Genomic DNA, 24,569 nt, shown 5'->3' with positions numbered 1-24,569 from the left:
ACATAGGGATTAATACCAATGAATAGAAGGTCTTTTCTAACGAACTCTGTGATGACTGCAACGGCTGTTGGCTTGAAATTAAGCGCTAGTAACTTATTAGCTTCAACGACTAGCCAAACTATCATTAGCAAACAGCAATACAACGACTGGTTTGTTTTTGATGGTTTAGGTGTGTTGTATGACATTAATGATCCGGGTGGCAGTATTTTGGATAACTGGCGGATGTCGGAACGCTTGAGACGCGATGTGTTAGCGAGTGGCCTAAGTTGTTACCGCCAAACTACTGGCGCTCCTTTCCCAGCGTATCCTGGCGATGACGTATTTGAGACTAGTGTGAGTATGCTCAGTCAGCATCACAAATTGATTGATGCGAATGCTGATGTGCTGACATTGGTTCGAAAATTTGACGACATCATACAAGCGCAAAAAGACAATAAGCTTGCTGTGACGTTGGGATTCCAGAACAGCCATGTCATCGGTAATAACCTTGATCATGTCGATACCTTTAAACATCTTGGCGTACTTACTATGCAGTTGACCTACAATGGCCAGAATCAGATTGGCGGCGGCGCTAATGTCAGTCCACGATTACCGCTCACTGAGTTTGGTCATCAGGCGGTAGAGAAGATGAATGAAGCCAATGTCTTAATCGATTTGAGCCACAGTGGTGAGCGTACCTGTCTAGAAGCGATAGCAAAGAGTAAAGCGCCGGTTACCATTAGCCATAGCGGTTGTCGTGCTTTGGCTGACTTCCCGCGCAATAAAACTGACAAAGAACTGCGCATGCTGGCCAATAAAGGCGGACTGTTTGGTGTTTACTTTATGCCTTTCCTGGCACCAGACAGCAAAGCTAACTCAGATCATTTAGTGGCGCACATTGAGCACGCCATTAATGTCTGTGGTGAAGATCACGTGGCTATTGGCACTGACGGTGGTTACACAGGGATTGATGACATGGATAGCGTTCGTGAAAGCACGGATAAGATGACGCAGCATCGTATTGATAATGGCGCTGCCGCGGCTGGTGAAAAGCTTGGTAATTTGAACTTTATGCCTGATATCGTTGGGCCTGAACAGTTTTACTTGCTTGCCAACAAACTAGCCGAAAGGGGGCACAGTAATACTAGGATTGAGAAGGTTTTAGGACTCAATGCATACAACTTAATGCGTGAAGTTTGGAAGTGATACGCACGTCTTTGCCCCTATAACTTTTTCCCTCTATACTGAACTCCTGTGTTTCATTACAGGAGTTCTTTATGTTTCACGCTTCTTTTAAGTATTTTATTTCTTCGCTATTTCTCACTAGTTCGTTTGCCATTTCAGCGCAAGCTGCAGATAAGACGATTCCTTTGTCAGAGCTTCCATCATTGCTTGAAGTGACGGCTTACGAGGTTGAGTGGAGTGGGCGGCCGCGTGATCCTTTTGTGGCGCCGGATGGCATGGTGTGGTTCTGTGGGCAGGCGGATAATTATATTGCGCGTCTTGATCCTGAGTCGGGTGAGATGACCAAGTTTGAGGTGCCTGAGGGTAGCCATCCACATAATTTGATTGTGGATAGCGATGGTTATGTTTGGTACGCGGGCAATCGCAATGGGCATATTGGTCGTATCGATCCTGAGTCGGGTGACATTAAGCAATTTCCTATGCCTGATGCGGTTAAAGATCCGCATACGTTAGTATTTGATGCTGATGAGAATATCTGGTTTACCGCGCAGCATTCGAATGCGATTGGTCATCTTGATGTTGAGTCGGGTGATGTACGTTTTGTCACCATGAGCAAAGATGGCTCACGTCCTTATGGTGTTAAAACCGATAGCAACAACAATGTATGGTCAGTCTTACTTGGCACCAACAAGTTAGCTTTTGTTGAAAAAGCCGATATGGCTTTGACTGAGGTGGATATTCCTCGCGACAATGCACGTCCACGCCGTTTGGAAATTACCGAAGATGGAAACGTTTGGTATGTGGACTTTATGGGCGGCTTTTTAGGTCGCTATAATCCAGAAGAGGAAGCCTTTGAAGAGTGGATGTTGCCAGCAGGCGAGGGTAGTCGTCCTTACGGCACTGCGCTGGATGATGATGGTGTGATCTGGATTGCCCAGACAGGGCCTTACCCGAATGTGATGGTTGGCTTTGATACCACAGCTGAAAAATTTATCAGCAGCACCGTGATTAAAGAAGGTGGCTCTATTCGTCATATGTATTATGACGCAAATGAAGATGCTTTCTGGTTTGGTATTGATACCGGATTTATTGCCAAGGGTGAGGTTAAGGGAGAGAAAAAGTCTAAGGAGTAGTTTACTATATAGTTCTTTTGTAGGTTGGGATGTTCCCAAGGGGGAGGCCCAATGGAATGAAATCCAACATTCCTGTTCTTTTTTAAACCTGACTAAACCCTTCTGCACACATTGGCATCTAACTTTAACTATCTGTAATTTATTGGAGCACGTTAATGGTTAGGCTTACTTATTTGTGGGTTGTTCTGTTTCTCTTTTTGTCAGCCTGTGCGAGTCATGGGCCAGCGGCTAGTAACAGTGAGGATTTGGGGAAGAATGGTGTAAAAGATTATTCAAAGATGGTTCAGGTCATGGTTATCGGTAGCGAACATTTTGCTAGCCCTGGTTTGGATGTCATTAACATAGAACCGATTGATGTCTTGACCCCAGAAAGACAAAAAGAGTTGCAAGCCATTGCCGAATCGCTACGAGAGTTTGAACCCACCGTTGTTGCTGTTGAGCGAGTGACAGAAGCTCCTAATTATATTGATACTGGTTTTGATACATTCAAAGAGTCTGACTTGTTAAGCAAGCGCAATGAATCCATTCAGATTGGTTATCGACTGGCAAAACTTGCTGGTTTGAATCGAGTACATGGCATTGATGAACAACCCTCAGAGGGTGAACCTGATTATTTCCCGATGCAAAAATTGATGGAACAAATCAATGAGCAAGGTCGTATGGCTGAAATTCAAAGCATGATTGGTGATATTGCTGAGCGCTTAAATCGTTTCACCAAGGATAATTTACATCGTGATTTGGCTAAGTATTTGGCGCTGGCAAACACTGAAGGTAGCCCTTTGATTGATGATGCTCTGTATTTTGACTTAATGAAATTTGATCAGGGCGAGTCGCAAGCTGGTGCAGAGTTGTTTGCTTACTACATGATGCGTAATACCAAGATCATCTCAAAACTGATGAATGTCACCAAACCCGGCGATCGAGTGGTCATTATTTATGGGGCAGGGCATAAACCCTGGTTTGAGTATATTCTCAATGGATTGGGTGGATATAAGTCAGTTGACCCAGTGCCTTATTTAGAGAAAGCTTCTCAGTCAATTAAACAGTAGTTTTTGGCTGTTAATTATTTGGTAGGGGCAGGCCAGTGTGCCTGCCCATGTTGATGATTGGCCAAGGAACCTGGTTATTCTGTCTTCTCTTTCATCCAGTCTTTAAGTTCATACCACCAATAACTCATCTGCGCGGCCATTGGCCCAAATGGGCCGCCGTTCCAGGGTAGTCCCCACGGTTGGAATTGTTTATAGGTATCGTTTTGTTTGGTGATTGCCGCTGCTAGGATTTCGCCAGCGGCAGTGGTGGGGGCAACGCCATGGCCACCAAAGCCGATGCCGTACCAGACGTTCGGTGCTACTTCGCCAATTTGTGCCATCTGATGGCGTGCATAGCCCATCCAGCCTTGCCAGTTGTAATCCACCTTAACGTCTTTTAGTTCTGGGAATACTTTAGCCAGGTCACGACGCAGAATGTGGTCGAGGTCTTTAGGCTTGTTGGTGTTGGCATTAATGCGACCACCCCACAGAATGCGGGTGTCTTTTAAGGGACGGTAATAATCAAAAGCGAAGCGGGTGTCGTAAACGGCAGCCTGGGTATTGATATAATTTTGTAATTCATCGCCCAGTGGCTCTGTAGTCATCACGTAGGTAGAAATTGGCAGAATCGAACGAGCTACAGGCTTGCATAAATCACCAATATAACCACCGCCTGATAAAACAACATTCTTGGCTCTGACATTGCCATTGATGGTTTTAACAATCTTGGTAGCACTTTGGTAATCGATATCCAGCACTGGGCAGTCTTCGAAAACTTGGCCGCCCTGTGATTGAATTTGTTTGGCGATTCCGCGCGCATAATTCAGCGGATGGAAGTGCATGGCATTGGGTTCAAACAAGGCGCCATGATAGCGGTCAGTCTTAAGTTTTTCTCTCAAAACTTCTGGCTCAATGTATTGCCAGTCCGTTGCCATCTTGTCGCGCATAAATGCCTGCTCATCAAGCAGCACTGACTGATCCTTGAACCAGTTAGCCCACAATACGCCCTTATCCACCAGGTCACAGTCGATCTGGTATTTCTGAACGCGATCACGAATGAGGTTAACGCCACCAATCGTCAAGTCATACAGCTCTTTGGCTTTTGCTTCACCGACCTGCTTAATCAACTTTTTAGGGCCAACCGAATAGCCGCCGAACACAAAGCCGCCATTACGTCCAGAACAGCCCCAGCCGACCTTATGTTTCTCGATAATCGCGACATTGGTATGGCCGCGTTCGATCAAACTCAAGGCAGTCATTAGGCCTGCGTAACCGCCACCGATGATGCAGGTTTCAACTTCAAGGTTTTGCGGGAGTGGATTGGTTTCTAATCGTGAGTTAAGGGTAGCTGCGTAATAGCTGTTTGGATAGTTGGCCATAATCATTTACTTCTGTTATTTGCGAGCATTGTGACGAAATTGTTAACACTTTAAAAGAGTCCTTTTGTTGCTGTACCAATATATTTTTGTGCTTGTCAGTTTTCTGTACTTATCGAACTCTATTTAAGATATAAAAAAGTGACTACTTTTTGCTTCGATTCAGACGTTTTTTCTTTCAATTTTCTAATTCTTATTAAAATTCCAAGTGTCACAATTTTGTACAGATGACTAAATTATAGACTGATTTAAAGCGCATTTGACTCAATAGTTTTACTAATAAGTTACATTTGCATTGGTTTTGTTCTGACTGGTTTTACCTCTCGTGATAGAACCAAAAATGATTTTACTTTCAAGCCATCATGTCTTTATAATTTCCCCGCAAAAAAGTAAAGGACTGCCAAAAAACCATTCAAAAACATCTGGTTACCTGTCCAAATTTTTAACATGTTCTTCATGATACTTTTATTTTTTTGCAACATGGAAGATTTAAGGTATATGCAGGATTCTTCTCAGTATCTTTATCGCATTAGTTATTTCTATCAAAAGAGGGTTTCTCTATGGGTTTCTGTTGGGTCAATAAATATCGTTGGCATCTATTATCAATAAGTATTGTTGTTGCATTGCTATTAGCTGTAGGAGCTAAGAATCTAACTCAAACAGCAGACTATAAGGTCTATTTTGATGAAGGAAATACACAGCTAATCGCTTCTAACAAACTTGGTGATGATTACACCCAAAGTGACAACTTGCTATTTGTCATAGCACCCAAAGATGGTGAGGTATTCACAAAAGGCACCTTGGCGACTATCAAAGAGTTGACCGAGAAGAGCTGGCAAATACCACATTCAACACGTGTTGATTCGATTACAAACTTCCAGCACAGCTATGCATCCGAAGACGATCTTATCATCGAAGATTTGGTGGGTGATGTTAGTTACATGACGCAGGACGATCTTAACAATACTAAACGGACAGCGCTGGCCGAGCCTAACCTTAAAAACCGCCTGATTTCTGATGATGCTGCGGTGACCGGTGTCAATGTCACCATTAACTTTACTGACGGCATGGTTGATAGTGAAACTCGTGAAGTTGTTGCCTATGCGCGTAACCTGGTTGAAGAAACGCTCGCTTCAAACCAAAACATCGATATGTATTTAACGGGTATTGTCATGATGAACAATGCCTTCCCTGAGACAACTGAAAAAGACAACGCCAAGCTAATCCCATTGATGTTACTCATCATCTTAGTCGGTCTTTATTTGTTGTTGCGTTCGACCACGGCTGTTTCGGTGACTTTGCTTGTTATGTTGCTTTCTATTGGTGGTGCAGTCGGTTTCGCTGGATGGGCGGGAATGGCATTAAATCCCGTATCAGGTGCGGCACCCATTATTATTTTAACCGTTGCGGTTGCTGACTGTGTACACCTGTTATTGAGCTTCGTTCATTATTACCGTGTGAATGGTTATGAAAAACATAAAGCGATGCAGGAAGCTCTAAGGTTAAATGCAAAGCCGATTATTTTAACGTCCTTAAGTACCGCAATTGGTTTCTTAACCATGAACTTCAGTGATGCTCCTCCTTTCAGAGAGCTTGGCAATATTGCTGCGGTAGGAATAGCTGTTGCATGTTTCTTATCACTGACACTTCTTCCTGCGTTGATTAATATCTTGCCGGTTAAAAAACTAGCTAATAAGAAACCACAAAACCAGCGCCTTTCAAACCTGCTTAAAGGCGTTGCGGCCTGGGTTTCCAAACATCCAGCAAAGGTTCTTGTAGTAGGGATTGTTGCGGCGGTTGGTTTATCTGCTGCTTCAATGAAAAACGAGCTTAATGAAGACTTTATACGCTACTTTGATGAATCCTATGATGTGCGTACTTCGACGGAGTTTGCTCTCGATAACCTGACGGGGATCAGTATCGTTGAATACGATTTACCTGCTAGCAAAGATGAGAAGATATCAACGCCTGAGTACATGAACAATCTGGAAAAGTTTACAGGCTGGCTGTATGAGCAGCCTGAGGTAATGCATGTTAATACCTTCTCAGATGTCATCAAGCGTTTAAATAAAAACTTGAATGATGATCAGCAGTCTTTCTATAAGATTCCAGAAGATAGTGATCTTATTAGTCAGTATATCTTGCTCTATGAAACTTCATTGCCTTACGGCCTTGGAATAACTGAGCGGGTAAAAATGGATAAGTCAGCTACCCGTATGACTGTGACTTTAAAAGATGTCACTAACAATCAGCTATTGGCTTTTGAGCAACGTTCTCAAGAGTGGATGAACAAGAACTTACCTAGCTATATGCACAGCGATGGTCTTGGCTGGTCAATGATGTTTGGTAATGTCGCACAAGACAATATCGACAGCATGTTGCTGGCGACGGCAATCGCTTTGATTGTTATCTCCTTCATTCTGGTATTCCCATTCAGATCCGCCAAGTTAGGTATTTTGAGTTTGATACCCAATATCCTGCCAGCAATGGTTGCTTTAGGGGTTTGGGGATTAACCGTGGGGATGATTGGTCTGGCAGCATCCATTATTACTGCTTTAACTTTCGGGATTGTTGTTGACGACAGCATTCACTTTATCAGTCGTTATGTACATAACAGACGTATCAACAACATGAACCCTCAGCAGGCTTTGAATGATACTTATAGCAGTGTGGGTAAGGCTATCGTCGTAACCTCAGTGGTTTTAATCATCGGTTTTGCGATTCTGGCAACATCAGGGTTCCAGGTGAATAGCACCATCGGATACTTGTCTTCGATAACGCTGTTAGTGGCTTTAATTATGGACTTAACAGTTCTGCCAGCCTTGTTGTTGAAGTTTGACAGTTGGATTTTTGCTAAAGATTTAAACGAGGACCGTTTAAATATCGAACAGGGAGAGAAAGTGTAATGATTAATCAGCATGACTTTTATGGTGGCTCATTGATCGACTTAGTCGAGCATAGAGCCAAAGTTCAACCAGATAAAATCGCCTATACGCATTTAAAAGATCGTGATGGTGATTTGGAAGAAATTAGTTACTCAGAGTTTGAGTATCGTGTTAAGCAACTTGCAGCAAGACTGCAACAGTTTGACGTTGCAGGTGAGCGTATCGTTTTAATGTATCCACCGGGTATTGATTATACGGTTGCTTATTTTGCTGTGATTTTTGCTGGTGCAATTGCAGTTCCAGTCTATGAACCAAGACAAAGCAATCACTTTAATCGCATAGAAAGAATATTAGCAGACTGTACTCCGAAGATTTTGTTAACTAAGGAGAAGGTCGTTAAGGCTACTAGCCAAGATATATTAGATAAACTCGATCAGTTTGGTGCGACTTGGTTGACAACTGATAGCCATGATTTTTTTACTGGCAATGAAGCTTGGCAACCAGTGACTTTGGCTAAAGATTCTGTGGTTTTCCTGCAGTACACCTCAGGTTCAACGGGTAATCCGAAAGGGGTCATGGTGACCAATGGAAACTTAATCCATAACTCCGAAATGATTCGGTTAGCAACCGGTCAGGATCAATCTTCCTGTATGGTGACCTGGTTACCGCCTTATCATGATATGGGTCTTATTGGTGGATTAATTCAGCCGTTATATACAGGTTATTCATGCGTTATTTTGTCGCCAATTTCTGTCATACAAAGACCAATCAAATGGTTGAATGCCATTCGTGATTATAAGGGGACCATATCGGGAGGCCCTAACTTTATCTACGAGGCCTGCGTGAAAAGGGTTCGAGATAAGCAGTTGGTCGACTGTGATCTTAGTAGTTGGCAGATTGCTTTTAATGGCGCTGAACCAATTAGTTACGAAACCATCAAGGCATTCAGTGACCGTTTTGAAGAATACGGGTTTAATCACCAAAGTCATTTACCTTGTTACGGGATGGCGGAAACAACATTGATGGTTACCAGCGCCTGCCACTCATCCAGTCCTGTCATTGGTCACTTCGACAAAGAACATCTCCAGGCAGACCGCGCCGAGCGCGTTTTTAAGTCCGACGAGTCGGTTGCGTTAGTCAGTAGCGGCAAGGTCGTCCCTGACTTAGATATTAAAATTGTCAATCCAGAAACCTTTCAAGAGGTTGCCGAGGGTACTATCGGTGAAGTTTGGGTACGGGGAGATAGCATTGCTAGTGGATACTGGCAGAAAGCCCCGATTACTGGGGAAGATTTTGTCGGCATCTTAAATGGTGATACTGAGCATCGTTATCTGAGAACGGGCGACTTAGCGTTTGTTGATGATAATGAAGTCTATATCACTGGTCGTATTAAAGATCTGATCATTATTCGCGGCAAAAATCATTATCCTCAAGACATTGAAGCAACCATAGTTAATGCTAGTGATCACATCAAACCTCATAGCGGTGCTGCATTTTCTATCGAAGATGAGGGTGCTGAAAAGCTGGTTGTATTACAAGAAATTGACCGTCGCATCGATCCTGAACAGCACTTAGAAGTAAAAGAGGTACTTAAGGAAAAAGTTGCCGAGAACCATGGCCTGTATTTATTTGATGTGAAATTCATACGGCCAGGGACTCTGCCCAAAACCACCAGTGGAAAAATTCAACGTCGGCATGCAAAGAAAGTCTATCTTGATGAGAGACTAGCCAATACTTTCAACGAACAATCCAGAGAAGTTGCTAATATCACGGAGTAGTTATGAATATAAGGGAATTACCGCAATATCAATTGGGTCAGATGCTCGAAGAGGCATTGGGAGATCCCAATAATCCTGAGACATTAATGTCTTATAAGCGAATCATGGAACTGGATGAAAGCGAATCTTTTCAAGAAGAGTTTTTCCAATTTCTCCTGTCTCTAAAGTTACACCAAAAGTACGTGCCTAAAAGCTTAGGCGGGGAGCTCCACTCATACGAAGAAATTTATGAGCTAGGGCGAGTGTTAGCACGTCGTGATTTATCCACTGCCGTCACAATGAGTACCTTGATTTGGTCAATCATTGCATGGGTCGGGGGCGATGAGAAACTTAAGAAACGTTGTGCTGAAATTACCATGTCCAATAATTGCGCGCCATGTCTGGCGTATTCAGAGGAGGCGCACGGTTCAGATTTATTAGCAAATCAACTGACAGCAGTTAAAACCGATGATGGTTATATTTTAGAAGGTGAGAAGTGGCCTATTAACAGAGCGGCTCGTTCAGATACGGTCATGCTGTTAGCTCGTACCAGCAATGAAAAAGGGGCACGCAATCTTTCTCTATTTATGGTTGAGAAAAGTAAACTTGATCCTTCCACTTTCAGTTATCTACCCAAGGTTAAAACCTATGGGCTAAGAGGCTGTAACATTTGTGGTATCAAGTTTAATGAAACCAAGATATCAAATGATAGCTTAGTAGGACGAGAAGGTGATGGACTGGAAATTGCAATTAAAGCATTCCAGGTGACGAGGACATTGTGTGCAACATTATCGATAGGAGCTCTTGAGAACAATTTAAGAGTAGTTATGGATTTTGCACAAAATCGGCAGCTCTATAAGAACAGTGTCTTTGATATTCCAAATGCTAAGCGATATTTGACTGGCGCGTTTGTTGATATTCTCACTACTGATGCTGTGGGCTCAACGCTTATTCGTGCAGCTCACGTTATTCCAGAGCAGTTGAGTATTTTATCAGCAGTGGCAAAATGTTTTGCTCCGCTTAAACTTGATAAGGCACAAAAAGATCTTGCAACGGTTCTCGGAGCAAGATTCTTCTTAAGAGAGCGTCATAAAGACGGTATTTTCCAAAAGTCGCTACGTGATAGCCAGGTAGTAAGCCTGTTTGATGGTAGTTCTGAAGTAAATCTGTATTCGCTGAGCACGCAATTGCCACTTCTTGCAAGAAGACAAAAGAAAGTGCTTGAGAAGAAAATCCCTGTCAATGAAGAGTTATTGCAACAGCTATTCCGTGTGACAGAGAAAGTGGAGGAGTTTGATGGGGCGAAACTTGACCTATCCAGCCATGCCAAAGATCTCATTATGGAAAGTATCGTTGAGCTTCCCGCTAAGCTTGATGAAATTAATGATGTTAAGGCTATTGAGTCGGTGCGCGATCTTACTGCTGCGTTAGTCGAAAAGTACAAGTCCAACCTTGATCGTGTATTGGGCAATACTGGCTATAAGATCGGCTTACAATCACCTGAAATGTTCAGTCTATCCAGACAATATTGCATTATCCATGCTGGCGTATGTGCCATTAATTATTGGTTGTACAACAGGGATGTCAGTGACGCTTATATTGCTGATGCAGGTTGGTTGGTAGTCGCTTTAGACCGATTGCTGCTAGAGCTTAATGTGGAAACACAGGACAACCTGAATCGCTATTACGATAAAGCGGCAGATGAGTTGCAAAGGAGAACTAATGAGCATGACACCTATTCGCTGGTTAGCTTACCCCTTTTACCTTTGATTGATTCAGAAACATTAAAAACGGAAGAGAAAGTAGCATGAACGATACAACTGTAATGACAAAACCACAAATTGAAGAAATTCAGCTAGAAACCAAGACTTTATTAGCTAAGCGCTTATCTATCTCAGAGGATGAAGTCGATCTCAGTAAAACATTTACTGGATACGGTTTAGACTCAATTGATGCCATCACTCTAATTGGTGATCTGGAAGATAAGTATGATATTGAGTTGCCAAGCACTTTGTTATGGGACTTTAACAACATCAATGAAATGGCTGAATATGTGGCTAATAACTTTGAAGACTTAACCTTATAAATCGACTATAGGAATATTATGAGTGTTGATGAAATGGAACTGTTAAAACACGCAACCGCAACTCAAAAAGGCTTGTATTACATACAGAAAAGTAACCCGTCTACGGCAGCGTACAACCTTGTGTTCGCTGCTCAGGTTATTAATGGTTGTGAGCTTGACCAATTGCAGAGTGCGGTATCACTAGTGCAGAAAAAGCACACGGCTCTCCAGTCCGTTTTTTGTGAGTATCAGGAGGATATTTATTTTAGACCGACGGAACAGATAATTGAGGTTAAAAGTGTTGACTTATCGGACCTTGATTCAGTTGAAGCCAGAGACAATATTTTAAACTATTCGCGATTGCCTTTCGCGCTAGAAGATGAGGTGGCACTTAAGTGCTACCTTTTTCAACTGGCTGGTCAAGAGCAGGTACTGTTGTTTGTAGCGCATCATTCCTGTTTTGATTTTTGGTCGCTAGGACTATTCTTAAAAGATGTATCATCTGCATATTCAGCTGTCACCAATGGTGACCTTTTTCCGAATGATGCTTGCTGTGAATACAATAATTATCTTGATGACGACTGTGAATATAAAAAGACCGAAGAGTACCAAGCCACAGTAACTGACTTGGCTGAAAAAATATCTATGGCCGATTCGGTTTTAAATCTTTCAACTGACTATCTAAGGCCTGCTATTAATCCTTTTAAAGGAGAGTCGATAGAGTTTCGCATTCCTAATGACATTACCGCCAAGCTTCTAGAAACCTCCAAGGCTCTGGAGGTGACACCCTATACCTTATTGTTAACTTCGTATTTTATTGTATTGCATAGTTATACCGGTCAGGATGAGATACTGGTTGGCACTCCGGTTTCCGGACGAGATAGACGAAAATACCACAAAGCTATTGGCAACTTTGTAAATACTATAGTGCTTAGAAGTTCTGTTCAGGACAATTGCAAAGTATCAGAGTTTATCAATGAAACTGCTGGCGCCATTAAAAGTAGTGTTAAAAGCCAGAAAGTTTCTTTCCCTGATTTGGTTAAAGCATTGAAGATTAAGCCTGATCCCAGCCGTTCTGCTTTAGTGCAAGCAGGCTTTGCCTGGGATAAATTACCCGGCTTGAATGAGTTTTCAGGTTTCTTTAACGACACGGGTTCTGATAGCAGTGTAGAGTGGGGTGATTTACTGCTTAAGCCCTATTGGTTGCCACAACAAGAAGGGCAGTACGACATTAATATTGAAATGGGGGCGATGGTCGACGGTGAGCTCTGCGTTTCTCTAAAGTATCGAGATGATCTTTTTAAGCGCGAAAGCATGCATCAGTTGGGACTCAGTTTTACCCATATTCTCGACCAGGTGCTGAGCAAGTTGGGCTCTGATGTTTCTGCTCTTGAACTGCTGCCAGAGCTTCATGCAAATAGTATGCAGTCTGTCATAAATTCTAATATTGAGCTTAATATTCCAGAAGTATCCATATCCGATCTGATAGAAAGGGTCGCAGAGAATTACCCCAATCGAGTTGCTGTTCAGGATGAGACTTCTGAGCTGAGTTATGATGAACTGGCTAAATCATCAACACAGCTAGCACAGTATTTATCTGAACACTATTCGATTAACGGGAAACGTGTTGGCGTTTCATTGGAACGCAATAAAGAGTTGATCATAACGCTTCTAGCTATTATGAAGGCTGGCGCAGCTTATGTGCCGATCGATCCAAATCTTCCTAAAGATCGAGCACAGATGATTGTCGAAGATGGTCATTTATCCCTTATCATTAATGATCGCCAAGGACATTCCGATATAAATGGCACTATCGATAGTGTCAGCATTCATGAGCTCATAAAGAAAGCTGCAGAGCAATCTAGTAGCCGTAAATTATCGTCAGTTTCTCCTGACGCATCTGCATATGTGATATTCACCTCTGGCTCAACAGGAAGACCGAAAGGGGTTGAGGTTAGCCATAGAAATGTTGTAAACATGTTGAGTAGCTTCGCACAGACTCCCGGCATGTCTGAAGTTGATTCGCTATTAGCTGTTACCACGATTTCTTTTGACATCTCAGTGCTGGAACTTTTTTTGCCGTTATCAGTTGGCGCTAAAACTATCATATTAGACTCTAACACTAGTGCAGACGCTTCTCAGTTAATCAATAAATTGCATGAATTCAAACCTAGCTGGATGCAGGCAACTCCCGCGACCTGGAAAATGTTGGTGGATTCAGCTTGGCAGGGCGTTGAAGGCCTAACGATTCTTTGTGGAGGTGAAAACCTGCCTAAGTCACTTGCTGATGATTTATCAGAAAGATGTTCAAGGCTATTCAATGTTTACGGACCGACGGAAACGACTGTCTGGTCAACGCTGTCTGAATATAAGGGAGCACAAGTCGATATTGGAACTCCCATTGCCAATACTACAGTCATGATTCTTGATAAGGCCTTAAAACCGGTCCCCGTCGGTGTGGTTGGCGATATCTATATAGCTGGGGATGGATTAACCAAAGGCTACTTCAATAGAAACGATTTAACAGAGCGGGCCTACCTATGGTCCGACCGTTTCGGACATAAGATTTATCAGACTGGTGATCTTGGTCGACTCACTCATGATCGACAGCTTGAATGTCTTGGTCGTCGTGATAATCAACTCAAAATCAGAGGCTTTCGTATAGAGCTTTCTGATATAGAAGAGAACTTTCGCAAAGTCACTGGTGTCAGGGATGCCGTAGTAGTCGCAGAAAAGCTGAACGGTGAGCTAACTCTCATTGGATATTTTGTCAGTAGTGGCGAACAGAGTCTGACAGATAAAATGGTAAAGTCGGAATTGAAGCATTTGCTTCCGTATTACATGATTCCTAATTTCATTATTGAACTGGAGAAGTTACCACTGAACTCTAATGGGAAAGTTGATCGTAAGCAATTGCCAAAGTTTGATTTTGCAACTATCCATAATAGGACACTGATCGAGCCAAGCTCAGATTTAGAGAGACAGCTACTTGGGTTGTGGCAGGCCGTTCTAAATCAGGAGGCCATCAGTGTTGATGATGACTTCTATGATATTGGTGGTCACTCGTTATTGGCTATGAAATTGATCGGCAAGATTAATGAAAACTTTGATCTGAATTTAAACAACCAGTTTATATTTAGCAATACAACAATTGAAGCAATGGCATCAGCTATCAGTCACAGTGATTTTGGCTCTGACGATCATATTGTTGTGTCTCTTAACAAAGGTCACACTGAAGTTCGGCCTTTGCATTTGCTTCATCCTATTGGTGGAACCATTCATTGCTACATGGCATTAAATCAATATCTTGATAGCGCTATTCCGGTATTTGCCTATCAATCTCCCGGTATTAAAGATGCAGATGAAATAGAAGTTGGTATAGAAGATATAGCGTCAAAATATGTTGAAAAAATACTCATTAATCAACCCGATGGTCCTTTCCGATTAGGAGGGTGGTGTTTCGGAGGCGTCTTAGCATACGAGACCGCATCGCAGCTCCAAGCATTAGGTCATGATGTTGAGGGGATACATGTTTTCGATACTAGGGCTCCCATTGTTGCTAATCATCCCAGCGATGGTGACGATGCGACACTGCTATCCTGGTTTGCCCGTGATCTTGCTGTACCACACAATAAAACGTTGGATATTCCTGTCGAAATACTGAGAGATATTGAACCTGAAGATCAGTTTGAATATGTGCTCGACCGGGCGCGTGACATAGACATTTTAGATGCTGATACCGATGTTGAAAGCCTGCTTAACTTTTTCCAGGTCTATATTGCAAATGGCATGGCACTGCAAATGTATGATGAAAAGCGCTACGACTTAGATGTCTATTTATACCGGGCGGAAAATGAACCTGAAGATTTCGGTGAGTATTTAGGTTGGGACAGCATATTACGCAATGATTTTTCTGTGGTTGATATCCCCGGCGATCATAACTCTATTATGTATAAACCGAATGTCCAGCTGATTGCTGAGCATTTGAATCAACATTTAATGACTAACAACGCAAGAGTAAAGAAAGCTTCTTAGAATTTGGAGAAAACAATGAGCGGACAAAGTAAGGATATTACAGTGGTTTTGGATTACAGCTTGCCGGGGACTATTGATGAAGTTTATCAATACCTGGCAAATCCTGTTAACGATGAGGAGTGGCAGTCATCTTGCGATAAGGTCACTCTGAAGAATTCTGATATGCCGATTCAGCAAGGTACGGAATACATTATTCACTTTGCTTTTTTAAGTAGAAAAATGAACTTTGAAGCACAGGTATCGGAGTACGAAAAAAATAAGCGTTATGCTTATGAAACATTATCTGGTCCACTACGCTATCAGGGACACTACACATTCAAGCCAGCTGGATCTGAGGTCAAGATACATTGGGTCTTTACCGCAACCCCGGGTAAGTTCTTCGGTATTATTCCGCATAATTTAATTCGTAAGACATTAGTCAAGCGGGTTAGCGAGGATGTTGAGCGCTTAAAAGAAAGATTTGCCAGTTGGCAGCAAGTGAAAAAAGCCGGTTGAAGCCGTTTGTTGAGCGGGAGTTCTATCTTGGAACTCCCGAAAGTATTTCTAGTGTCATATCAGCCGTTTCCTACGATGCTGAACACTGTAGTTTGAAACTGTTCGAACAGTTTGATATTAACATTCCCGATAGGCTATTCGAAGCCTCTGCAAAGCGGCGGTCAGACTATTTGGCCGGCCGACTGGCTGCAAAAAATGCTATGTCTGAATGCTTGAAAGCTACCACAAGCATGACAACTCCTGGCCAAGTGATGAACGAAGACTCTAGAATGCCTGTTTTCCCGCAGGGTTTTGTCGGATCCATATCTCATACTGGCAATCTAGCTGTAGCCGCTGTGACAAGTTGTGAAACGATTCGGTCTATCGGAATTGATATGGAACCTCTTATCTGCGAAGAGAATTATGAGGTCATAAAGCGTCAGATTCTAACCGAGGATGAATCATCATTATTGCCGCACTTTCCTCTCAAAAAGAACGAAGCTTTAACGGTGATCTTTTCCGCAAAAGAAAGTTTATACAAATTACTTTACCCGATGGTGAAACGCTTTTTTGACTTTTCAGTAGCGCAGGTTACGACTATTGAAAACAGAAACGGCTGGTCGCGCTTTTCCATACAGTTGATTGACTCCCTTAACCCACATTTTACTCAGGGTGACATTTTCCAGGGCTGGTATAAAAAGTATCAGGGCTGCATTCTGACCTTGTTAACCTTACCAGCTGAAACCTAACAGGTTAAGTTTCAATAACTCTTCTTGCCCTTAGACAGGCTCTTAATTCCAAGTGCAAAGATTCTTAAAAAATTCTGAGACACAGTTGTGCAGTCAGCTTACTCCTGATGACAACCATAACTTTCAGCGTTAGTATGAAGACATGAGCAATACATGGATTAAGGATTAGCTATGAGCACCAATGTTGAATCAAATATTCGTCAGGAACCGGATCAGGTACTGGTGGATATCGCCGAGTATGTTGCTGATTATGTGGTGGCCAGTGATGAAGCGATGGAGACAGCGCGCTTTTGTCTGATGGATACTCTCGGCTGTGGTTTTTTAGCGCTTCGCTATCCGGAGTGCACTAAACATCTTGGGCCCATCGTTCCGGGGACCCTTGTTCCATTTGGTGCGCGAGTGCCGGGAACGCAGTTCGAACTTGACCCGATAAAGGCGGCATTTGATATTGGTTGTATGGTGCGTTGGCTGGATTTCAATGACACCTGGTTGGCGGCGGAGTGGGGGCATCCATCGGATAATCTTGGTGCGATCTTAGCTGTTGCGGACTTTTTGAGTCGACAGGCCATTGCCGAAGGCTACTCGCCGTTAACCATGAAAGAAGTGCTGGAAGCCATGGTCAAAGCTCATGAAATTCAGGGAGTTCTGGCATTGGAGAATAGTTTCAATCGAGTTGGCCTGGATCATGTCATTCTGGTAAAAATCGCCTCCACTGCGGTTATCGCGCATATGCTGGGCGGCGAAAAAGAAGACATCATTGACGCAGTGTCGCAAGCCTTTGTTGATGGCCAATCTTTACGCACCTATCGGCACTCGCCTAACACCGGTTCGCGAAAGTCCTGGGCTGCTGGTGACGCTACATCACGCGCAGTGCGTTTAGCGATGATTACTATGACAGGTGAAATGGGCTATCCGGGAGCTTTAACAGCTAAAGGCTGGGGTTTCTATGATGTGTCCTTTGGCGGTAAAGAGTTTAAATTCCAACGCGATTATGGTTCCTACGTTATGGAAAACATTCTCTTCAAGATTTCTTATCCTGCAGAATTTCATGCGCAAACTGCAGTTGAGGCTGCCATTCAATTACATAATGAGATTAAGGGCCGATTGGATGATATTGAACGAGTCGAGCTGACCACTCATGAATCAGCGATCCGAATCATCTCCAAAGAAGGGCCACTGCATAATCCCGCAGATAGAGATCATTGCTTACAGTACATGGTTGCGTGCGGCTTATTGTTCGGAGACTTGGTTGCAGAATATTATGAAGACGATATCGCCAATGACGAACGGATAGGTGCATTACGCGAAAAAATGTCCGTGGTGGAAGACAAAAACTACTCAGAAGATTATCACAACCCTGACAAACGCAGCATCACCAATGCCATCCAGATATTCTTTAAAGATGGAAGCTCAACCGACAAAATCGAAATTGAATATCCTCTTGGGCACCGATTCCGTCGCGATGAAGGCATCCCAGTGCTTATTGAAAAATTCAAAAAGAACGTCTACACACGATTCCCCAGAAAACACGGCCAGGAAATCATCGACCTCTGCCTTGACGAAGAAGCCTTCCTCGAAACGCCCGTTAATGAATTTATGAATTTGTTGGTGATTTAATTATATCAATGTACTCTGACCCCATTAGTACCACATGCATTAGTACCACAACCGGGTGGCAGCACGCTTTTAGTCAACGACTTTGAATACGATGCCAACGGCAATCTCAAACAAGGCGATGGCAAAACCATCAGCTACAACGCCTTCAACAAACCGATTAGCATCACTAAAGGCGGTATCAATAGTACCTTCGCTTATGGCGCCGACCTGATGCGCTTCAAGCAGGTTAAAACCGGATTACCTGAAGGCGATGAAACCACTATTTACCTCGACAAGATGGTTGAAATTGTTGAGCAGGGCGGCAGCACCATCACGAAAACCTACATTGATGATGTCGCGATTATCAGTAAAGAAGAGATCGTGGGTCAGCCATTAGCCGATCACAAAATCCGCTTTACCCTGCGAGATAGGCTGGGTTCAGTAGTCACGCTGGTGGACCATAATAACCAAATCACCGAGCACCGCAGCTACGATCCATTCGGGAAGCCAAGAACGGGTGACTTCATGGATGTCGCGGTACCGACGCTAAGAGAAGCGGCATTGTCCGATCCGCATAGCGGTGACTTTATGGACAATATTCCGTTCACCAATCGTGGTTTCACCGACCATGAGCACCTCGATGACGCTGAACTCATTCATATGAATGGACGCGCGTACGACTACAATCTGGGCCGATTCCTCTCCGTCGATCCGTTCATTCAGAGTCCTGGCAACAGCCAGAGCATGAATCCGTACTCCTACATTATGAATAATCCGCTGGCCGGGACTGATCCGAGTGGGTATAAGTTTAGTTGTGAACGAAATGCTATGTGTGAAACGGTTTGGGAACGTCCTTCAGGAAAATTACATTTTGGAACTCTCACAGATGAAAACGGTGTGGTAAGGAAAGTTGCAATTGTGTCCAAGGTAAATGTTAATACTGAAGATATTGGAAGTACACCAATCAAAGATATTGAGAGCATTACTATTGCTGGTGATAATGAAACTACCCATATTACAGTTGGCCCAACAAGTGGTGGTACTAAACAGCGTGCTGCTTTAAATAGTAGTTTGGTTCATCATGAAGCTGATATTGCTAGTTCAAGAACTGAACAATCGAACCGGGAGCGTGAAGCTTATCTAAAATCTTTAATGGCATCAAAGGACCCTAAGGACAGGCAGAAAGCAATTGATGAGGCTGTAAAACACTTTAGAATAGGGTTGGAAGGTGTAAGTTCTTTATCTTATAACGAAAATATAACTCAAGATGGTATTACATCACCAAATTATAATAATACTCAGGCAGATGTAGAAATTGGACCACGTGCATTTGTTAGAAATTCATTTGGATGGTTAGGTTCGGTTATTGCTCACGAAGTTGAGGTGCATGTACAAATGCAGATGTTAAATAAGAAATATTGGACTGGCCCCCAGCCTGTGTATTTACAAGAAGTTCAAGCTTATCAATATGAGCTTGATCAAGCTAAAAGATTTGGGTTAACAAAAAATGAAATCAAAGATCTTAGACAGATTTATTACGAGGGATATTTGAATAAATTGAATCAGAAGAACTATGAAAGAGCAATGAGAGGCGACTTCTCGACCTACAGTTCTTATCCTAACTTGCCACGGAAAACCAATTAATGAGAGGTGGATTTATATGAAAAAAATGTTGATATGTACAGTGTTAATGTTCACATTTAGTTGTGCCTCAGCAAAACAATTAGAAACTCATATTTTAGAGGTAGAGGATGGTCTATATTTCATTATAAAAAACACATCTAATATGAATCTAATGGTAAATAAAAGAATGGCGGTGGGTGATATAAGCATGGGAGATTTTGAGTTTGTGTTTACTGATGTAAACGGGAAGAAACACTACGATAGGTCTAAGTTTAGAATTTCTCCAGTTATTGAACCAGAACATATTGTTAAGTTAAAACCTTCAGAGTTTGTCGGAAAAGCAATAAGTAAGGAGTATATCTTTAAAAGATTAGGCCTACCAGATGGTAAATACTCTGTGGTTGTTAGGTATGTGAACAGGCTGAGTGAAGGCTTAGGCTATTCTGAAGATAGTGTTTATATATCTAATTCCTTGAATATAGAAGTTAAATAAAAAGGAGCAGGCATAGCTGAAGTTTAGTGGCCTCTACCTTCAATAGACGAAAAGCCAAGCCCTGCTTGGCTTTTTCGGATACGGCATTCGGAGTATCCCCAGCAGCGCTCGGTGTCCTGTCCGCATGTCCGCTAGAGTTTTGTTATGATATATCAAGGTTGATTTGATCAAGAAATAGTCAAATCAACCTTTGTTTTTTTGCTTGCTCTTAAAGATTGTTCTTGTTTTTCACTTTACAACATTTGTTCTGCTCAATATTCAACCATTTTTTTGAATGCAAAGCACCGAGTATCGACCGAACTTGCGGACGGTGATTGGTATTGAATATTGAGCGTATTATTTATTGTCGATATTGCTTCCTTACCTGTGTCCAATAAACTTCTTCCGGTGTTTTACCGTTGAGAGATTGGTGTGGACGAATGACGTTATACCACTGTTGAAAGTTGTAACAGAGTAATGGTAATTCTTCTGGTTTAATCGGCAGCCCATTAAGTGTTGATTTCAAAGTGCCAAACAACCGCTCAATTCGACCATTCTTCCATGGGCAATGCTTCTCAATAGTTTGATGTTTGATACCTGCTAATTTTAGAAAGAGCCTGAGTAGCTTTGAATTGAAGCAAGCCTCGTTGTCACTTCTAATCATTGTAGGTTTCTTGGAATAGCGAAATAACTTGATAAGCTGCTTAATGATATTCAATGACGACTTCGAGCTGAGCGGTATTAATCCCATAAGCTTTCGTGAATGATGTTCAATCACACCAAGTACAGGCTTGTTGTCCACAAAGGTAAAAAAAACTAGGACACCCACATTTTAGAGTTAGCCCGTGTTGTGGAGTTTTAATTTGGAATGGATGGTTAGATGTTGCACTTAAAAAGGAAGGGTTTTATAAAAGCCGCTTACAGGATGGTTTTTGCTGAGTTTAAGGCAGGGTTAAGCCTCAAGCTGGCTTGATAGATTGATTCGACTTTGATTGTGGGTTTATGTTGTTATCGGTTTGAAGGATTTGCCATGTAACCAGTGTTGCCCAAGCCGGTTAGCGAGCTGACTTAAGTTGTACCAATGTCCGGCAGCGCGCTTAAACTTCTTCTCAAAGAATTGTGTCTGCAACAACCAGTCATCCTCGGTAAGATTCAGTCGCTCTAAAATGGGCGGTAAAGACTGCGGAATACTGCCTCGCTTATTGTGTCGAATGGCGCGTCCCGACCAGTCGACCAGCTCCAGATAATCGGTCAAGTGAAAGGCAATGCCTTTGGGTTGCTCTTGTCGTTCGTTACCAATAAAGGGTAATAAGGCTTTCTCTACATCCTGCCGGATACGTGCCTGGATGGAGGTGTAATCTGAAGCCTTGGGTGTGGCTGCCATCTTGGCTCTTATTGGATTTAAATCCACGTACGCCATGCAGGATAAAAGCGCCGCTTCATCCAGCATGGCTTGCGATTTAAAGCGACTCTCAAAGAACTTGCCCTTACAATTATCTTCCTGATTGGCCATGCGTGCGATTGATTCATTGAGAATACGCATCAGCCAACTGATACTCATCAAACGTTGACGGTACTCATTAACCAGCTCATCCAGCACCTCCAACTCGGCATCGCCTAAGGTTGCACCGGCTAGATAGCGCTGCGCGATCATGCTGCCGTTAAACAGCTGTGTCCAACGCTCCAACACCTCGCGCGTCGACCAGCTCTGAGCTTGCTCATCGTCAATACGTAACGCCAAATGATAGTGATTGCTCATGACGGCATAGGCAGCCACATCAATCGCAAAAACCGAGGTTAACTCAAACAATTTATCCTCAATCCAGCTTCGACGATGCTCATAATCCTTACCCGTATAACTATCGACACCACACAGAAAAGCACGGCGCACACAACGGCAGGTAATGTGGTAATAGGGAGTTGAGTGAACATCAATCAGTCGGCTACGCGCCACAGTCATAAGCTATCCTTAGCAATTATCCATGTGGCACTTATCGTATCGAAAGAAACTGCTACGGTCAGTGGCTAATCTCTGTTAATCTTGTGCGAAATAATTGTGGGTGTCCCAAAGTTTCATTAGGGTTAATTCAGTGAGGAAAAAATGGCGAAGAACAGATTGTTCAGGTCGAAAAGTAAAATAGTATTTATTGTTTTTATATTTTTAGCCTCTTGTGAGATTGAACATAACATAAACCACCCAGACACTTTAGAGCTTAATAACAGTTCTAAAGCTATTCTTAACGAATGTAAAGAAAATTGGGCTTCAGAATATTCTACAAGGGATAGCTTTCTTGATTCATTAGGAAGAATGGATGACTATTCAAGCTATATACTATTAGAGGTTGGGAACTCAGACCATGTTGTTTATGAAGCTTATTTTCTCGGTTACAAAGGTAAAACTGTATATCCCAGCTCTACTAAAGGTGTTAAACAAAGTTTGAAGGCTGACGATGCCAACCTTGTTTTTATAGAACTATTAGAGGATGTTAAAAGCGAAAGTATAGGTGAGGTTTTTTGGCCAACACCTTGCAAATTATTAACGTTTAAAGTGGATGATAAAAAAGGCCAAGTGGCCAATTTCACTATTGTAAGTTTAGGAAATTACAATGGCCAGCCTTACACTTTGACAGAATTAGATATTTTAATTTTAAAAATGCAGCAATACTTTGAAAAATTAATGAGCTCAGGTTGAATTAATTTGTGCTAACTGTCCTGTCCGCATGTCCGCTAGAGTTTTGTTATGATTTTTCAAGGTTGATTTGGTTAAGCGGAAAATCTGGGATGCAAAAATCTAGGACACCCATATTTTAGAGTTAGCCCGTGTTGTTGAGTCCTGATTAAAGTGGATGCTTCGGTTTTGTGTTTAAAAAGGAAGGGTTGTATCAAATCAGGTTTTTCTGGTACGGGTGGTCAGTTGGGGGCGGTGGGTACAATTACTTCTTAATAAAACAATCACCTATCGTAACTGACTGTCTTTGCTTCCGCGACGATTCATGCCAGCGGCGGCTTGTTTTTCTTTCTCATACTCTTCCTGGCACATAATGCAAAAGCGTACGCCTTTTATCGCCTGTCTGCGCGGCTCTGGTATTTTGTCATCGCACCATTCGCAGTGAGTCAGTGACTCTGCAGCATGGTTCATTTCGCTGCGCGCACGCTCAACGCCATCTTTGATGGTGCTTTCAATCTGTTCCTGTACCGCGCCTTCGCGCGCCCAACCTGAAGCCATAATATTAGGGGATAGTGGTAACTGTTACTGACTATTGTGAGGCTTTTTGTCTAAATTTCAAGTTGCACGGGGCTCGTAAAGGCACGCTGTTGTCCACTGATGGGGTCGACGAAGCTAAGTTTGTGGGCCACTAACTGTAATGGCTGCTTGAAATTGTCCGGTTGCCTAGGCTGCAGGGAAGGGTAAAAACGATCGTTAAGTATCGGAAAGCCGATGGACATCATATGAAGGCGTAACTGGTGTGTGCGCCCAGTTATAGGAGATAAAGTGAACAGTCCTAGCTGATGGTTATCTACTTCACAATGGATAAGTGATTCTGCATATTGAGCATCTTTATCGTGTGGGGGCGCATCAAGGTTTTGGAAAAGAAATTGAGGGTTTGAGCGAGCCAGATAATTCTGAATATGCCAACTTTTACTGCTTTGATTCTCTTCTGTTTGAGTCTTAGCGATTGCCTGATACTGTTTTTCAATGCTTTGCTGGGCAAACAACTGATGATATTGGTTGCGAGTATCAGGGTTGGTTGAAAACATGACTAGTCCGGCGGTGTCTCGATCAAGTCGATGAACCGCTTGAAGGTTCTGGTTGCCAGTTTTATTGATCAATCTTTGTTGTAAACACTCGTTAACAAAAATGCCACCCGGCATAACAGGCAGGAAGTGGGGCTTGTAGGCAATTAAAAAATGCTCATTGTGCTCAATGATAACCTCTGTAAAGGGAATAGTGGGCTCTTGTTCCACCTCGCGATGATAATATAAAACTCTACCTGCTTGATATTCTGCATCGACTGTAACGTTAGCGCGGTTTTCCCAATAGACTTTCCCTTCAGCCATACGATTCATCCACTCAGTTTCAGATACATGAGGAAAGGTATCAACCAGGAATGACAGGACTGACTTATAGTTACTTCGAACTGGTAGCGTTACTTTTGAAGGTTTATCGGCTTTGGGCACAAAATATACGATGTGTTGATTAGGGCCACATTG

General features: G+C 42.7%; 19 protein-coding genes. 14 read left to right on the top strand and 5 right to left on the bottom strand.

Annotation, left to right across the window (positions count from 1 at the left end):
• Positions 1–18 precede the first annotated feature (18 nt).
• The 3 genes from ACYTXU_RS07100 (at position 19) to ACYTXU_RS07090 (ending at position 3,346) form a co-directional block, all read left to right on the top strand.
• Positions 19–1,185 carry a dipeptidase gene (locus ACYTXU_RS07100; protein ID WP_462205922.1) on the top strand — a complete coding sequence of 389 codons (1,167 nt, stop codon included), beginning with the start codon at positions 19–21 and terminating at the stop codon, positions 1,183–1,185.
• Between the two features lie 71 nt (positions 1,186–1,256).
• Positions 1,257–2,297 carry a Vgb family protein gene (locus tag ACYTXU_RS07095; protein ID WP_462205921.1) on the top strand — a complete coding sequence of 347 codons (1,041 nt, stop codon included), beginning with the start codon at positions 1,257–1,259 and terminating at the stop codon, positions 2,295–2,297.
• 155 nt (positions 2,298–2,452) lie between these two features.
• Complete coding sequence (locus tag ACYTXU_RS07090) at positions 2,453–3,346, top strand: DUF5694 domain-containing protein (protein WP_462205920.1); 894 nt, start codon at positions 2,453–2,455, stop codon at positions 3,344–3,346.
• 74 nt (positions 3,347–3,420) lie between these two features.
• Here ACYTXU_RS07090 and ACYTXU_RS07085 read toward each other — a convergent pair whose 3' ends face one another.
• On the bottom strand, positions 3,421–4,704 hold the full coding sequence (locus tag ACYTXU_RS07085) for an NAD(P)/FAD-dependent oxidoreductase (RefSeq protein ID WP_462205919.1): 1,284 nt from the start codon (positions 4,702–4,704) through the stop codon (positions 3,421–3,423).
• 557 nt (positions 4,705–5,261) lie between these two features.
• Here ACYTXU_RS07085 and ACYTXU_RS07080 point away from each other — a divergent pair.
• The 10 genes from ACYTXU_RS07080 (at position 5,262) to ACYTXU_RS07035 (ending at position 20,378) form a co-directional block, all read left to right on the top strand.
• Complete coding sequence (locus ACYTXU_RS07080) at positions 5,262–7,607, top strand: efflux RND transporter permease subunit (protein WP_462205918.1); 2,346 nt, start codon at positions 5,262–5,264, stop codon at positions 7,605–7,607.
• Positions 7,607–9,364: a fatty acyl-AMP ligase gene (locus ACYTXU_RS07075; protein WP_462205917.1), complete on the top strand. Its 1,758-nt coding sequence runs from the start codon at positions 7,607–7,609 to the stop codon at positions 9,362–9,364. Before ACYTXU_RS07080 ends, ACYTXU_RS07075 begins: the two co-directional genes overlap by 1 nt.
• A gap of 2 nt (positions 9,365–9,366) precedes the next feature.
• The gene (locus ACYTXU_RS07070) at positions 9,367–11,154 is read left to right on the top strand and encodes an acyl-CoA dehydrogenase (protein WP_462205915.1); all 1,788 of its coding nucleotides are present in this window, start codon (positions 9,367–9,369) and stop codon (positions 11,152–11,154) included.
• Positions 11,151–11,429 (top strand): acyl carrier protein, encoded by a 279-nt coding sequence (locus ACYTXU_RS07065; protein ID WP_462205913.1) that lies wholly within the window; start codon positions 11,151–11,153, stop codon positions 11,427–11,429. Before ACYTXU_RS07070 ends, ACYTXU_RS07065 begins: the two co-directional genes overlap by 4 nt.
• A gap of 18 nt (positions 11,430–11,447) precedes the next feature.
• Positions 11,448–15,443 carry a non-ribosomal peptide synthetase gene (locus tag ACYTXU_RS07060; RefSeq protein WP_462205912.1) on the top strand — a complete coding sequence of 1,332 codons (3,996 nt, stop codon included), beginning with the start codon at positions 11,448–11,450 and terminating at the stop codon, positions 15,441–15,443.
• A gap of 15 nt (positions 15,444–15,458) precedes the next feature.
• Positions 15,459–15,938: an SRPBCC family protein gene (locus ACYTXU_RS07055; protein WP_462205911.1), complete on the top strand. Its 480-nt coding sequence runs from the start codon at positions 15,459–15,461 to the stop codon at positions 15,936–15,938.
• Positions 15,911–16,666, top strand: a complete 756-nt coding sequence (locus tag ACYTXU_RS07050; RefSeq protein ID WP_462205910.1) for a 4'-phosphopantetheinyl transferase family protein — start codon at positions 15,911–15,913, stop codon at positions 16,664–16,666. Before ACYTXU_RS07055 ends, ACYTXU_RS07050 begins: the two co-directional genes overlap by 28 nt.
• A gap of 171 nt (positions 16,667–16,837) precedes the next feature.
• Positions 16,838–18,283 carry a bifunctional 2-methylcitrate dehydratase/aconitate hydratase gene (locus tag ACYTXU_RS07045; RefSeq protein WP_462205908.1) on the top strand — a complete coding sequence of 482 codons (1,446 nt, stop codon included), beginning with the start codon at positions 16,838–16,840 and terminating at the stop codon, positions 18,281–18,283.
• A gap of 210 nt (positions 18,284–18,493) precedes the next feature.
• On the top strand, positions 18,494–19,906 hold the full coding sequence (locus ACYTXU_RS07040; protein WP_462205907.1) for an RHS repeat domain-containing protein: 1,413 nt from the start codon (positions 18,494–18,496) through the stop codon (positions 19,904–19,906).
• Positions 19,907–19,922: 16 nt separating this feature from the next.
• Entirely contained in the window at positions 19,923–20,378 is a 456-nt protein-coding gene (locus tag ACYTXU_RS07035; protein WP_462205905.1) for a hypothetical protein, read from the top strand.
• Positions 20,379–20,718: 340 nt separating this feature from the next.
• On the opposite strand, the gene ACYTXU_RS07030 is transcribed toward ACYTXU_RS07035, so the two are convergent.
• Both ACYTXU_RS07030 and ACYTXU_RS07025 read right to left on the bottom strand, forming a co-directional pair.
• Positions 20,719–21,021 (bottom strand): integrase core domain-containing protein, encoded by a 303-nt coding sequence (locus ACYTXU_RS07030; RefSeq protein WP_462205904.1) that lies wholly within the window; start codon positions 21,019–21,021, stop codon positions 20,719–20,721.
• Between the two features lie 336 nt (positions 21,022–21,357).
• On the bottom strand, positions 21,358–22,317 hold the full coding sequence (locus ACYTXU_RS07025; protein WP_462205903.1) for a transposase: 960 nt from the start codon (positions 22,315–22,317) through the stop codon (positions 21,358–21,360).
• Positions 22,318–22,458: 141 nt separating this feature from the next.
• Between ACYTXU_RS07025 and ACYTXU_RS07020 the strand changes: the two genes are divergently transcribed.
• Positions 22,459–23,049: a hypothetical protein gene (locus ACYTXU_RS07020; RefSeq protein WP_462205902.1), complete on the top strand. Its 591-nt coding sequence runs from the start codon at positions 22,459–22,461 to the stop codon at positions 23,047–23,049.
• Positions 23,050–23,313: 264 nt separating this feature from the next.
• On the opposite strand, the gene ACYTXU_RS07015 is transcribed toward ACYTXU_RS07020, so the two are convergent.
• Positions 23,314–23,583, bottom strand: coding sequence for a DksA/TraR family C4-type zinc finger protein (locus ACYTXU_RS07015; RefSeq protein ID WP_462205901.1), 270 nt, complete (start codon positions 23,581–23,583; stop codon positions 23,314–23,316).
• A 50-nt stretch (positions 23,584–23,633) separates the two neighbouring features.
• Complete coding sequence (locus tag ACYTXU_RS07010) at positions 23,634–24,536, bottom strand: pseudouridine synthase (RefSeq protein ID WP_462205900.1); 903 nt, start codon at positions 24,534–24,536, stop codon at positions 23,634–23,636.
• Positions 24,537–24,569: the final 33 nt, after the last annotated feature.

The sequence above is a fragment of the Kangiella sp. M94 genome (assembly GCF_054926195.1).
This window is presented reverse-complemented; position numbering and strand designations above follow the sequence as displayed.